Consider the following 14,056-nt stretch of genomic DNA (forward strand, 5'->3'; position numbering starts at 1 on the left):
CCGGGAGAGGTCTGGTGGTGCGTGCGGCGTGCATACAGCCGGACACGCGACGTAAGAGGTTAGCAGCGCGGCGCGCGCCCGCCCAAATTGAGCCTCAGGCCCACTGGCGCCGCTCGCGCAGCCAGTCCCAGCAGACCTCGCCCTGCCACCGCTGCGCGTCGCGCATGTGCGGGGAGGTGGGCGGCACCGGCTGCCGGGCCGAGACCAGGAAGTACGCCGTGACCAGCGCGATCACGATGTCGACGGCTTCGGCGGGCACCTCCGCCAGCAGCGGGGAGGCGGCGAGCACGGCGTCGACGTCCAGCCCGTCGCCCCGCGGCCCGATCAGGAGGAGGACGGTGTCCAGCCACGCCGCGCCGACCACCGGCCAGTTCCAGTCGCACAGCAGCACCCGGCCGTCGGCGGCCAGCAGCAGGTTGTCGTCCCGGATGTCGGTGTGCACGAGCGTCGACCCGGCGGTCACCTCGCCGAACCGCGCGGCGAGCGAGGCGGCCTCGGGGGCGTGTCCGGCGAAGCCCGGCAGGTCCGGGGGAGCGGCCAGCAGGGCGTCCCAGTACGCCGGCCAGGCGTCGAACTCGGTCGCGAAGTCGTCGGCCACGAGGCCGTCGGGCGGTGGGGTCAGCGCGGCCGCCAGCTGCTCGGTCATCGCCACGCAGCGGGTCAGGTCCTCCGGCCGCCACGGCCGACCGGGCTGCCGGGACTCGACGTACTCGATGCCGAGCACCATCCAGTCGTCGGCGTCGTGGGTCCAGAGCAGCCGCGGGGCGGGAGCGCCGTCCGGCAGGGCGCCGAGCTTGCGGGCCTCCTCGCGGTAGGCCTCGGCGAACATCCGCTGCGCCTTCTGCGACGCGGCCTTCACGAAGTGCCGGGACCCGTCCTCGCAGGTCAGCACGGACGCGAAGCCGGGCGTGAAGCCGGCGCCCTGCGACCGTGCGGACACCACGGCCGACCCGCACCGCTCCTCGACCAGCGCGCGCACGTGCGGCGGCAGGTGCGTCCACTCGAGGCGACGCGCGGTCCGGCCGTGCGGGATCGTGGTCGGCACGCGCGGCGAAGTCACCGGCACATCCTTGCGGACGCCCTCGAGTGGTGACGGCAGGGGACGTGCTGCGGTTCTACGTCCTCGGGAGATGGAGCGGGTGGGGCTCCCGGCGTACGGCACCGACCTGGCCAACCCCGACCTCGCGAAGGTCGCCGAGGCCGTCGGGATGACGGGGATCCGGGTCACCGACCCGCACGCCGTCGAGCGTGCCGTCCTGGAGGCGTTCGCCCACGACGGACCGGTGCTGCTCGACGTGCTGACCAACCCCGACGAGATCGCGGTGCCGCCGAAGCCCACTCCCGAGCAGGGCCGGGGCATCACGATCGCCAAGACGAAGGAGTTCGTCGAGAGCCGCGAGTGAGGGTTTCGCGGCCCGCGATGGAACAATGGGCGGACCATGACCGCACCCCTGCCCGGCCAGACTCCTCCGGAGATCATCCGGAACTTCTGCATCATCGCCCACATCGACCACGGCAAGTCGACGCTGGCGGACCGGATGCTGCAGCTGACCGGTGTCGTCGACGAGCGCAGCGCCCGGGCTCAGTACCTCGACCGGATGGACATCGAGCGCGAGCGCGGCATCACGATCAAGAGCCAGGCCGTCCGGATGCCCTGGACGGTCCCGGCGGACAACGAGCAGGGCGCCGACGCCGGCACCTACGTCCTCAACATGATCGACACACCGGGCCACGTCGACTTCACCTACGAGGTCTCGCGCTCGCTCGAGGCGTGTGAGGCCGCCGTGCTCCTGGTCGACGCCGCCCAGGGCATCGAGGCGCAGACGCTCGCGAACCTCTACCTCGCGATGGGCGCCGACCTCCACATCATCCCGGTGCTCAACAAGATCGACCTGCCGAGCGCCAACCCGGAGAAGTACGCCGCGGAGATCGCCGGCCTGGTCGGGTGCGACCCGGGCGACGTGCTCCGGGTCAGTGCGAAGACCGGGATGGGCGTCGAGAGCCTCCTCAACCACATCGTCGCGGAGACGCCCCCGCCGGTCGGTGTCGCGGACGCCCCCGCCCGCGCGCTGATCTTCGACTCGGTCTACGACACCTACCGTGGCGTGATCACCTACGTCCGGGTCATCGACGGCGAGCTCACCCACCGCGACCGCATCAAGATGATGTCGACCAACGCGACCCACGAGCTGCTCGAGCTCGGCGTGATCAGCCCCGAGCAGGTCAAGGCCGCGAAGATCGGCGTCGGCGAGGTGGGCTACCTGATCACCGGCGTCAAGGACGTCCGCCAGTCCCGCGTCGGTGACACGGTCACCACCCAGCACCACGGCGCGTCCGAGGCGCTCGGCGGCTACAAGCACCCGAACCCGATGGTGTACGCCGGCCTGTACCCCATCGACGGCGACCAGTTCGGCGATCTCCGCGAGGCGCTGGAGAAGCTCCAGCTCAACGACGCGGCGCTGACGTACGAGCCGGAGACCTCCGGCGCCCTGGGCTTCGGCTTCCGCTGCGGCTTCCTCGGCCTGCTGCACATGGAGATCACCCGCGACCGGCTCGAGCGCGAGTTCGACCTCGACCTGATCTCGACCGCGCCCAACGTGGTCTACGGCGTCCTGATGGAGGACGGCTCCGAGGTGCAGGTGACCAACCCCAGCGAGTTCCCCGAGGGCAAGATCGCCGAGGTCCGCGAGCCCGTCGTACGCGCCACGATCCTGAGCCCGAGCGACTACATCGGCACCATCATGGAGCTCTGCCAGACCAAGCGCGGCACCCTGCAGGGGATGGACTACCTCTCCGAGGACCGCGTCGAGATGCGCTACACGCTGCCGATGGGCGAGATCGTCTTCGACTTCTTCGACCAGCTGAAGTCCCGCACCAAGGGCTACGCGTCCCTCGACTACGAGCGCTCTGGCGAGCAGGCGGCCGACCTGGTCAAGGTCGACGTCCTGCTCCAGGGCGAGCCGGTCGACGCCTTCTCGGCGATCATCCACCGGGACGCCGCCTACTCCTACGGCGTGATGATGGCCGGCAAGCTCAAGGAGCTCATCCCGCGGCAGCAGTTCGAGGTGCCGATCCAGGCCGCCATCGGCGCCCGGGTCATCGCCCGGGAGAACATCCGCGCGATCCGCAAGGACGTGCTCGCCAAGTGCTACGGCGGCGACATCACCCGCAAGCGCAAGCTGCTCGAGAAGCAGAAGGCCGGCAAGAAGCGGATGAAGAACATCGGGACCGTCGAGGTGCCGCCGGAGGCCTTCGTCGCCGCGCTGTCCACGACCCAGCCCTCGGAGAAGACGAAGAAGTAGTGCGCGAGCTGCTGCGCCAGGTCGCCGAGGAGTGGCAGCTCACGCCGGACGGCGAGCCCCGGTCCGGCAGCTGCGCCCTCGTGCTCCCGGTCCGCACCTCGTCCGGCCGCCCCGCGGTGCTCAAGGTCAGCACCCCGCACTGGGAGGCCGAGCTCGAGCACCTCGCGCTCCAGCACTGGCACGGCGACGGGGCGGTGCAGCTGCTCCGGGCCGACCCGCGCCGGTTCGCGCTGCTGCTCGAGCGGCTGCACCCCGAGGACCTCACCGACGTCTGGGACCTCGAGGCGTGCGAGATCGTGGCCGGCTTCTACGAGCGGCTGCACGTCCCGGCGGGTCCCCAGTTCGTGACGCTCTCCTCGTGCGTACGCCGGTGGGTCGACGAGCTCGGTGGGCTGCCGCGCGACGCCGCCGTACCCCGCCGGCTGGTCGAGCAGGCGGTCTCGCTGGGCCGGGACCTCGCCGCCGACGAGGGCACCGACGGACGGTTGGTCCACACCGACCTGCACTACGAGAACGTGCTCGCCGCCGACCGCGAGCCGTGGCTGGTGATCGACCCCAAGCCGCTCAGCGGTGACCCGCACTACGAGGTCGCGCCGCTGCTCTGGAACCGCTGGGACGAGCTCGAGGGCGACGTACGGCGTGGGGTGCGGGCACGGTTCCACGCGACCGTCGACGCCGCCGGCCTCGACGAGGACCGGGCGCGCGACTGGGTGGTGTTCCGGATGGTGGTCAACGCGACGGAGGATCCGGACGACGCCGACTGGGTCACCCGGTGCGTCACGGTCGCGAAATCCGTCCAGGACTGACCACTGACCGGACCACTTCCGGGGTCGCTACCCGCCGGTAAGTGAAGTGATCTAGGTTACTCGCCATGACCGCCCAGGCCAGTACGTCCGTCGACCCCGGATTCGTCGACCACCTGACGCAGAACTTCGCGATGCAGTTCCTCGACCGCGTCGCCGCCTCCGCCGACCACGAGGCGTTCCGCTACCCCCGAGGGGAGGGCTGGGAGTCGGTGACCTGGCGGCAGGCCGGTGACCTGGTCGAGAAGCTCGCGGCCGGGTTGCTCGCCCTCGGGATCCAGCCCGAGCAGCGCGTCGGCATCGCGTCCTCGACCCGCTACGAGTGGATCCTCGCCGACCTGGCGGTGATGTGCGCCGCCGGCGCCACGACCACGGTGTACCCCTCGACCAACAGCGAGGACACGGCGTACATCCTGGGCGACTCCCAGTGCCGCGTCGTGTTCGCGGAGGACGACGAGCAGATCGCGAAGGTCAACGGGCACAGGAACGAGCTGCCGCACCTGGTGAAGGTCGTGACGTTCGACGGGGCGACCGACGGCGAGTGGGTCATCGGCCTCGACGACCTCGCCGAGCTCGGCACGGCGTACCTCGCGGCGCACCCGGGTGTCGTGGAGGAGACCGCCCGCGCGATCCCCGCCGACCAGCTCGCGACGCTGATCTACACCTCCGGCACCACCGGCCGCCCCAAGGGCGTGCGGCTGCTGCACAAGGCGTGGGTCTACGAGGGCACCGCGATCCAGGTCCAGGACATCCTCCACGAGGACGACCTGCAGTTCCTGTGGCTGCCGATGGCGCACTCGTTCGGCAAGGTGCTGCTCTCGGCGCAGCTCGCGTGCGGCTTCGCCACCGCCATCGACGGCCGGGTCGACCGGATCGTCGACAACCTCGGCATCGTGAAGCCGACGTTCATGGGCGCCGCCCCCCGGATCTTCGAGAAGGCGCACGCCCGGATCGTCACCATGCAGGCCACCGAGGGCGGGCTGAAGGAGAAGATCTTCAAGAAGGCGTTCGCGGTCGGCCTCGAGGTGGACCGGCTGAAGCGCGACGGCACGTCGGTGCCGTTCCTGCTGAGCCTCCAGCACGGGGTGTTCGACAAGCTGGTGTTCAGCAAGGTGCGCGAGCGCTTCGGCGGCCGGGTGCGGTTCTTCATCTCCGGCTCCGCCGCGCTGAACGCCGACATCGCCGCGTGGTTCCACGCCGCCGGGATCCTCATCCTCGAGGGCTACGGGATGACCGAGAACGCCGCGGGCGCCACGGTCAACCACCCCGACGACTACAAGATCGGCACCGTCGGCCCGGCGCTCCCGGGGAGCGAGGTGAAGATCGGTGAGAACGACGAGGTCATGCTGCGCGGACCGCACGTGATGGCCGGCTACCACAACCTCCCCGAGGAGACCGCGAAGACGCTGACTCCCGACGGCTGGCTGCACACCGGCGACAAGGGCAGCCTCGACAGCGACGGCTTCCTGACGATCACCGGACGGATCAAGGACCTGTTCAAGACCTCCGGCGGCAAGTACGTCGCGCCGTCGGCGATCGAGTCGAAGTTCAAGGCGGTCTGCCCGTACGCCAGCCAGTTCCTGGTGTTCGGCAACGAGCGGAACTTCGTGGTCGCCCTGGTCACCCTCGACCCCGACGCGATGACGGGCTGGGCCGAGGAGAACGGCATGGCCGGCAGGTCCTACACCGAGATCGTGAGCTCCGACCCGGTCCAGGAGATGGTGGGGGAGTACGTCGAGCAGCTGAACTCCCACCTGAACCGCTGGGAGACCATCAAGAAGTGGAAGGTCCTCGACCACGACCTCACGATCGAGTCCGGCGAGCTCACGCCGTCGATGAAGGTGAAGCGGAACGTCGTCGAGGAGAACCACCAGCAGCTCATCGACTCCTTCTACGGCTGATCGTCGACGCCGAGTCGGCGCAGTCTCAGCTGAGACCGCGCCGACTCGGCAGTCCGATTGACTCGTTCGAACAGATGTTCGAAGATGGGGTGTGGCCAGCACCCTCGACACGATCACGCAGCTGCGCAGCCGGATGGCGGGCATGCAGGACGGCATGCCCCGCCTCGCGCTGGAGACCCATCCGGCGCTGAGCGGGCTGGTCCAGCTGCGCGCGGGTGGCAGCTACGCGGTCGACAGTGCGAGCATCGCGCTGGCGCTGCTCGCCGGGCCGTCGAGGGCGGGGAGCTGGTGCGCGGCCGTCGGGGTTGCCGACTTCGGCGCGGAGGCGGCGTACTCCCTCGGTGTCGACCTGGACCGCACCGTGCTGGTGCCCGACCCCGGCGACCAGTGGCTCGAGGTGACCGCCGCGCTGGTCGATGTCGTGACCGTCGTCCTGGTCCGGCCGCAGGGCAGGGTGCCCGAGAGCGTCGCGGAGAAGCTCGGCGCCCGGCTGCGCAAGCGGTCGGCCGCGCTCGTCGTCCAGGAGAACAGGACGGGTGACTGGCCGCGCGCGGAGGTCCGGCTGACCACGCGCGAGCCGGCCTGGAGCGGCGTCGGCGAGGGGCACGGCCACCTGCGCGCCCGCCGGATCCTCGTCGAGGCGCACCGCGGGTCCGCGCCGCCGCGGCGGGGTGCGCTGTGGTTCCCGGCCGAGGACCAGACCTACCGGCGCGCCGACGAGCTGGCCGCCGTCCCCGCCGCCGTGGAGGCGGCGAGCTGACATGAGGGTCATGGTCCTCTGGTGCCCGGACTGGCCGGTGGTCGCGGCGCTGGCCGACGAGGGACTGCCGACGCACCTGCCGGCGGCGGTGTTCAGCGCGAACATCGTGCAGGCGTGCAACGCCGGCGCCCGGGCTGCCGGCGTACGCCGGGGCATGCGCCGGCGCGACGCCCAGGGGCGCTGCCCGGACCTGCAGGTGTACGCCGTCGGCCCGGACCGGGACGCCCGCGCATTCGAGCCGGTGCTCGCCGCGGTCGAGGAGCTGCGCCCGGGGGTCGCGCCGCTGCGCCCGGGACTGGTCGCGCTGCGCGCGCCGGGGCGTTTCCACGGCGGCGAGCCGGCGGGCGCGGCGCTGCTGGCCGAGCGGTTGGTCGGGCTGGGCGTGTGGGACTGCCGGTTCGGCACCGGTGACGAGCTGTTCACCGCCGAGCAGGCCGCCCGTCGCGCCGAGCGGCAGGACTGCCTCGTCGTGGAGCCGGGGGAGTCGGTGCCGTTCCTGCGCGGGCTCCCGGTCGAGGCGCTGGACGACCTCGACGCCGTGAGCCTGATGAAGCGGCTCGGGCTGCGCACCCTCGGCGACCTCGGCGACCTGCCCGCGGCCGACGTGCGCGACCGGTTCGGCCCGCAGGTCGCGTGGGTGCACCGGGTGGTCGGCGGCGACGGCGCCGTCCTCCTCAGCACCCGTACGCCGCCGCCCGAGCTCGCCTGCCACGTCGACTTCGAGCCGCCGCTGGACTCCGCGGAGACGATCAGCTTCAGCGTCCGGCAGACCGCGGACCGGTTCGTCGAGGGGCTGGCCCGGCAGGGACTGGTCTGCACCGAGGTGCTCGTCGAGGCGCGCTGCGAGGGCGCCGCGGAGCCCGCCTCCTCGCGGGCGTGGCTGCACCCGCGCTGGTTCACCGCCGCGGACCTGGTCGACCGGCTGCACTGGCAGCTGCAAGGGGGGTTCCGGGCGGGCGAGGTGCGCACTCCCGTCGACCGGGTGCTGTTCACCCCGCTGACCGTGGTGCCCGACGCGGTGCACGCCGACGGGCTGTGGGGCGGCACCGACGAACGGGTCGAGCGCGGCATCGCCCGGGTGCAGGGCATGCTCGGCCACGAGGCCGTCGTACGCCCGGTCCTCCAGGGTGGCCGGGCCCCGGCTGACCGGCAGGCGCTGGTGCCGTGGGGCGAGCGGCCGACCGGGCTGCGTCCGACCGGCCCACCCTGGCCGGGCAGCATCCCGCCGCCCGCCCCGGCCCGGGTGCTGGCCTCGCCGTGGGCGGCCGAGATGGTGGGCACCGGCGGCCGCACCGTCGACGTCGACGAGCGCGGCGGGATCACCGCCGAGCCGGAGCGGTTCCGCACCGGCCCGTCCAGCGGCTGGCAGCCGGTCGCCGCCTGGGCGGGGCCGTGGCCGGTCGAGGAGCTGTGGTGGGAGGCCAGCCCGCGCCGGGTCGCGCGGTTCCAGGTCGTCGGCGTCGACGGCCGGGCCTGGCTGATGACCTGGGACTCCGGTGTCTGGTTCACGGAGGCTGCTTATGACTAGCGGGGCCGACTGATGGGCTGGTCGAACCCCCCGATCTCCTGGGGCGAGCTGGAGAAGCGCCTCTCCGGCCGGATGGTGACGCCGCAGGACCCCGAGGCGCCGATCTCGCAGCGCAAGCGGAAGAAGGTGAAGGTCGACATCGAGCGGCCCGCCGGGCCGGTCACGCCGTACGCCGAGCTGCACGCGCACTCGAGCTTCAGCTTCCTGGACGGCGCCAGCGGGCCCGACCACCTGGTGCTCGAGGCGCTCCGGCTCGGGCTGCACGCGCTGGCGATCACCGACCACGACGGGTTCTACGGGGCGCCGCTGTTCGCCGAGACTGCCCAGCTGCACTCCGGCCACGGGCAGGGCCTCGGGACGATCTACGGCGCCGAGCTCTCGCTCGGCCTCACCAAGCCGCAGAATGGCGTCGCCGACCCCGAGGGCAGCCACCTGCTGGTGCTCGCCCGCGGGGTCGAGGGCTACCACCGGCTGGCCGGCGCGATCACCGACGCGCAGCTGCGTGGGGACGAGAAGGGCAAGCCGGTCTACGACCTGCGCGAGCTGTCCGAGCGCGGCCGCGGGCACTGGCTGGTGCTCACCGGCTGCCGGAAGGGGATGGTGCGCCAGGCGCTCGCCCGCAGCCCCCGGCACGCCGCCGAGGAGCTGGACCGGCTGACGTCGTTGTTCGGGCACGAGCACGTCGCCGTCGAGCTCATCGACCACGGGTTCCCCACGGACTCCGCGCACAACGACCTGCTCGCCCGGCTCGCCGCCGACCACGGGCTGCCGTACGTCGCCACCAACAACGTGCACTACGCGCGTCCCGAGCAGCACCGCATCGCGGACGCGATGGCCGCCGTACGCGCCCGGCGGAGCCTGGCCGAGATGGACGGCTGGCTGCCGGCGTCCGGGATGGCCAGCCTGCGGTCGGGGGAGGAGATGGCCCGGCGGTTCGCCCGCTACCCCGATGCCGTACGCCGGAGCGTGGTGCTCGCCGACGAGGTGGCGTTCGACCTGCAGAAGGCAAGCCCGCGGCTGCCGAAGTTCGTGCCCGACGGCTGGACGCCCTCGGGGTGGCTGCGCGAGCTGACCGAGCGCGGCTTCGCGATCCGGTACGCCCACGAGCCGCACGCACGGGAGGCCCGCGACCGGGTCGAGCACGAGCTGCGGGTGATCGCGGAGAAGGACTTCGACGGCTACTTCGTGATCGTCCACGACATCGTCGAGTTCGCGCGGGACAACGGGATCCTCTGCCAGGGCAGGGGATCCGCGGCCAGCTCGGCGGTCTGCTACGCGCTCGGCATCACCGCGATCGACCCGGTCTTCTACCGGCTGCCGTTCGAGCGGTTCATCTCCCAGCACCGCGAGGAGGAGCCCGACATCGACGTCGACTTCGACTCCGACAAGCGGGAGCAGGTCATCCAGTGGGTCTATCAGAAGTACGGCCGGCACAACGCCGCGCAGGTCGCGAACGTCGTCGGCTACCGGCCCAAGATGGCGGTCCGGGACGCCGCGAAGGCGCTCGGCCACTCGCCCGGGCAGCAGGACGCGTGGTCCAGGCAGATCACGTCCTGGACCGCGGTGGAGTCGCGCGAGGGCGGCGAGCACGACGTACCCGTGTCGGTGGTGGGGCTGGCGAACGGCTTCCTCGGGGCGCCGCGCCACCTCGGCATCCACTCCGGAGGGATGGTCCTCACCGAGCGGCCGATCGGCGAGGTGGTGCCGATCGAGCGGGCGCGGATGGAGAAGCGCACCGTCCTGCAGTGGGACAAGGACGCCTGCGAGTTCATGGGGCTGGTGAAGTTCGACCTGCTCGGGCTCGGGATGCTCAGCGCCCTCGACCACATGATGGTGATCGTCCGCGAGCACCTCGGTGAGGACTGGACGCTCGCGAGCATCCCGAAGGAGGAGCCGGCGGTCTACGACATGCTCTGCCGGGCGGACTCGGTCGGCGTCTTCCAGGTCGAGAGCCGCGCCCAGATCGGCACCCTGCCACGGCTCCAGCCGCGCGAGTTCTACGACCTGGCCATCGAGATCGCGCTGATCCGGCCCGGGCCGATCCAGGGTGGCGCGGTGCACCCCTACGTACGCCGGGCGACCGGCCGCGAGCCGGTCGAGTTCGCCCACCCGCTGCTGATCCCGGTGCTCGAGCGCACCCGCGGCGTACCCCTCTTCCAGGAGCAGCTGATGGACATGGCGCGGGTGCTCGGCGACTGCAACCGCGACGAGGCCGACCTGCTGCGCCGGGCGATGGGGTCCAAGCGCGGCATCGAGCGGATCGAGTCGGTCAAGGAGAAGCTGATGGCCGGCATGACGGCCAAGGGCATCGACGGCGCGAAGGCGGACGCGATCTACCTGCAGATCCTGTCGTTCGCGAACTTCGGCTTCGCCGAGAGCCACGCGCTGTCGTTCGCGAAGCTCGTCTACGCGAGCTCCTGGTGCAAGCTGCACTACCCGGGCGCGTTCCTCGCGGCGCTGCTGCGCGCGCAGCCGATGGGCTTCTACTCGCCGCAGTCGCTGGTGCACGACGCCCGGCGGCACGGCGTCGAGGTGCTGCGACCGGACCTGCTGCTGTCCCGGGCGACCGCCGACCTGGAGCTGGTCGGTGCACCGGGCCCGACCGGTCTCGACGCGTGCCTGCGCGACGGCGAGCGCACCGAGTGGGTGCCCGGCACGCCCGACCCGACGCCGGAGCACCGGCGGGACACGTCGTACGCCGTCCGCCTCGGGCTGGACTCGGTGCGCGGCATCAGCGCCGAGGCGGCGGCGCGGATCGTCGCCGCCCGCGAGGAGCGGCCGTTCGCCGACCAGGCCGACCTGTCCCGCCGGGCCGGGCTGGACGCGCGGCAGCTGGAGGCGCTGGCGACGTCCGGGGCGTTCGACGGCACCGGGCTCTCGCGGCGGCAGGCGCTCTGGAACGCCGGCTGGACCGAGAGCGAGGAGCACCTCGAGGGCATCCGGGTCGCCGGGCCGGCGCCGACGCTGCCGGACATGGACGACGTCGAGATCACCATGGCGGACATGTGGGCGACCGGCATCACGCCCGGGGGGCACCCGTTCGAGCACCTGCGGGAGCGGCTGCGCGCGGCGGGGATCAAGTCGGTGGCGGACGCGTTCGCCGGCCAGCCCAACCGCCGGGTGCACGTCGCCGGGCTGGTCACCCACCGGCAGCGGCCGGGCACCGCCGGTGGCGTCACGTTCCTCAACCTCGAGGACGAGACCGGGATGCTCAACGTCGTCTGCACGGTCGGGGTCTGGCGGCGGTACCGCAACGTCGCCAACAGCGCCGCCGGCATGGTGATCCGCGGCATCCTCGAGCGCCAGGACGGCGTCACCAACCTGGTCGCCGACCGGCTGGATCCGATCGAGGCCGTGCACGACGAGGCCGGCCGCGCCCTCCAGGCCCGCCACCGCTCCCGCGACTTCCACTGAGCGCCCTCCCGGGTGATCGGGTCGTCCGCCTCTCGCACGGTGATACGCCACCCTCAGGCGGACGACTCGATCACCCCGAGCGCCTGCAGGTCCCGTGCGACGCGCGCTGGGTGCTCGCGCAGCTCGATCGCGGTGCAGCGGACCACGATCACCCCGGTCGCGACGAGCTGACGGTGCCGCTCGATGTCGGCGCTCCAGTGCTCCACTGCCATGTGGAACCCGCCGTCGACCTCGAGCACGACGACGCGCCCGTCGGGCAGCCGCCACTCCGCATCGGTGAAGCGCCATCGACCGGCAGAGTCCTTCCTCCGCGTCTGCCGGCGCGGCCGGGGCAGCCCGAAGGTGTCGCACGTCGTCAGGACGTCGCGCTCCGCGACCGACTGGGTGCCGGCCGCGAGCTCGCCGAGCAGCCGTCGGAACGGCTTGGCCCGCCGAAGCGGCCGCATCCGGGTGATCCATCCGTCGAGGCGGTACGGCGTCGACAGTCCCTGCTGGACGCACGCAGCGAGCAGACCGTACGAGGACCGGGTCACGGGCTGGTACCCCGCCCAGAGCAGCGCCGCGGGCTCCACCCGCCAGGTGGAGAGCGGCTTCGACGAGGTCAGCAGCTGGGTCGGCCGGCGGGTCTCGACGAACCGCACACCTGCGAGTGGCTCCAGGTTGTGGGACTTCGGAACCAGCACGGTGATCTCGTCGCGGTGCCAGCTCTGGAGTCCGTGGCGCTCGAGCGCGGTCAGGCCGCCCAGAGCGCTCCGAGGACCTGCGTGCAGGACTCCGGCCCACATCAGCTGGGTCCTGCTGAGCTCTCCGGTCGTCGTCGCGAGCACCGTGCTGCTGATCTCCTGCCACCTCCCGGCGTCGAGCTGGGTATCGACGTAGTGGTGGTTCAGGCCGAGCCGGCGCAGCTGGCGACGGGTGACCAAGCCAGCTTGAGCCGTGGCGGCGGGAAGCCACGGAGGAGGACGGTTCGCCATGCGGTGACGATGCCCCGTTCGCCGTACCGGGTGGGTTCGTCGTCCACAGGGGTCGGGTCGTCCGCGTGAGGGTGGTGCATAGAGGTGCGAGAGGCGGACGACCCGAAGCCGGAGGCGGTGGGGGAGGCTGGGAGACTGGGGTGCGTGCCTGCTGCCCTGCCGATCGGTGAGCCCGCGCCCGAGGACGGATCGCTGCCGGAGTCGGCGCTCGCGGGGATGGGCAGCCGTCCGTTCGGGATCTACGTGCACGTGCCGTTCTGCCGGGTGCGCTGCGGCTACTGCGACTTCAACACCTACACGGCCGACGAGCTGGGGCCGGGCGCCAGCCGGGCGTCGTACGCCGAGACCGCGATCGCCGAGGTACGCCGGGCCCGGCGGGTGCTCGGCGACGCCGAGGTCCCGGTCCGGACCGTGTTCTTCGGCGGCGGTACGCCGACCCTGCTCAGCCCGGCCGACCTGGGCAGCATCCTGCAGGCGATCGACGGCGAGTTCGGCCTCACCCCCGACGCGGAGGTCACCACCGAGTCGAACCCCGACAGCGTCGACGCCGTCGACCTGCAGGCGCTGCGCGCCCGCGGCTTCAACCGGATCAGCTTCGGCATGCAGTCCGCGGTCCCGCACGTGCTCGAGGTCCTCGACCGCACCCACGACCCGCGGCGCGTGCCGCAGGTCGTCGAGTGGGCGCGGCAGGCCGGCTTCGAGCAGATCAGCCTCGACCTGATCTACGGCACGCCGGGGGAGTCCCTCGCCGACTGGGAGACGACGGTCGAGTCGGCGCTCGCCAACCGGCCCGACCACGTGTCGGCGTACTCCCTCATCGTCGAGGAGGGGACCGCGCTGGCCCGGCGGGTGCGGCGCGGCGAGCTCGCGATGCCCGACGAGGACGACCTCGCCGACAAGTACGTGCTGGTCGACGAGCGGCTCACCAGCGCGGGCCTGGGGTGGTACGAGGTCTCCAACTGGGCGAAGGACGACGCGAGCCGGTGCCGTCACAACCTCCTGTACTGGACCGGCGGCGACTGGTGGGGCGTCGGCCCCGGCGCCCACAGCCACGTCGGCGGTGTGCGGTGGTGGAACGTCCGGCACCCGGCGGCGTACGCCGACCGCATCGCCGCGCAGCAGAGCCCGGCCCACGCCCGGGAGGTGCTCGACGAGGAGAGCCGCCGCGTGGAGCGCGTGCTGCTGGAGCTGCGGCTGCGCGACGGACTCGCGGTCGACGTCCTCGACGCTGCCGGCAGCGCGAACGTCCCCGACCTGGTCGCCCGGGGCCTGCTGACCCGGACCGGCGACCGCCTCGTGCCGACCAGGACCGGACGGCTGCTGGCCGACGCGATCGTCCGCGACCTCCTGCCGTAGCCCCCCCGGACGGGCCTA

Annotated in this window: 10 protein-coding genes; 8 read left to right on the forward strand and 2 right to left on the reverse strand. The window is 72.3% G+C overall.

The features are described from left to right. Positions 1-94: 94 nt before the first annotated feature. Positions 95-1,060 carry a phosphotransferase family protein gene (locus N538_RS0112780; protein ID WP_051549248.1) on the reverse strand — a complete coding sequence of 322 codons (966 nt, stop codon included), beginning with the start codon at positions 1,058-1,060 and terminating at the stop codon, positions 95-97. A 70-nt stretch (positions 1,061-1,130) separates the two neighbouring features. Here N538_RS0112780 and N538_RS0112785 point away from each other — a divergent pair, with 70 nt between their 5' ends. From N538_RS0112785 to N538_RS0112815, 7 genes are all read left to right on the forward strand, one after another. Beyond that, the gene (locus tag N538_RS0112785) at positions 1,131-1,403 is read left to right on the forward strand and encodes a thiamine pyrophosphate-dependent enzyme (RefSeq protein WP_028637633.1); all 273 of its coding nucleotides are present in this window, start codon (positions 1,131-1,133) and stop codon (positions 1,401-1,403) included. A 36-nt stretch (positions 1,404-1,439) separates the two neighbouring features. Next, positions 1,440-3,302 (forward strand): translation elongation factor 4, encoded by a 1,863-nt coding sequence (gene lepA / locus N538_RS0112790; RefSeq protein ID WP_028637634.1) that lies wholly within the window; start codon positions 1,440-1,442, stop codon positions 3,300-3,302. After that, positions 3,302-4,108, forward strand: coding sequence for an aminoglycoside phosphotransferase family protein (locus N538_RS25230; RefSeq protein WP_081790458.1), 807 nt, complete (start codon positions 3,302-3,304; stop codon positions 4,106-4,108). Before lepA ends, N538_RS25230 begins: the two co-directional genes overlap by 1 nt. Before the next feature lie 65 nt (positions 4,109-4,173). Next, positions 4,174-6,006 (forward strand): AMP-dependent synthetase/ligase, encoded by a 1,833-nt coding sequence (locus N538_RS0112800; protein ID WP_051549249.1) that lies wholly within the window; start codon positions 4,174-4,176, stop codon positions 6,004-6,006. Positions 6,007-6,097: 91 nt separating this feature from the next. Continuing rightward, on the forward strand, positions 6,098-6,766 hold the full coding sequence (locus N538_RS0112805) for a hypothetical protein (RefSeq protein ID WP_028637636.1): 669 nt from the start codon (positions 6,098-6,100) through the stop codon (positions 6,764-6,766). A gap of 1 nt (position 6,767) precedes the next feature. After that, the gene (locus N538_RS0112810) at positions 6,768-8,294 is read left to right on the forward strand and encodes a DNA polymerase Y family protein (RefSeq protein ID WP_028637637.1); all 1,527 of its coding nucleotides are present in this window, start codon (positions 6,768-6,770) and stop codon (positions 8,292-8,294) included. A 12-nt stretch (positions 8,295-8,306) separates the two neighbouring features. After that, positions 8,307-11,708, forward strand: coding sequence for an error-prone DNA polymerase (locus N538_RS0112815; protein ID WP_028637638.1), 3,402 nt, complete (start codon positions 8,307-8,309; stop codon positions 11,706-11,708). A 53-nt stretch (positions 11,709-11,761) separates the two neighbouring features. Here N538_RS0112815 and N538_RS0112820 read toward each other — a convergent pair whose 3' ends face one another. Continuing rightward, positions 11,762-12,631, reverse strand: a complete 870-nt coding sequence (locus tag N538_RS0112820; RefSeq protein WP_051549250.1) for a hypothetical protein — start codon at positions 12,629-12,631, stop codon at positions 11,762-11,764. A gap of 195 nt (positions 12,632-12,826) precedes the next feature. Here N538_RS0112820 and hemW point away from each other — a divergent pair, with 195 nt between their 5' ends. Further along, positions 12,827-14,038, forward strand: coding sequence for a radical SAM family heme chaperone HemW (hemW, locus tag N538_RS0112825; protein WP_028637640.1), 1,212 nt, complete (start codon positions 12,827-12,829; stop codon positions 14,036-14,038). The last annotated feature ends 18 nt before the right edge of the window (positions 14,039-14,056 follow it).

This window comes from Nocardioides sp. URHA0032 (assembly GCF_000620645.1).
Lineage (GTDB): Bacteria > Actinomycetota > Actinomycetes > Propionibacteriales > Nocardioidaceae > Nocardioides.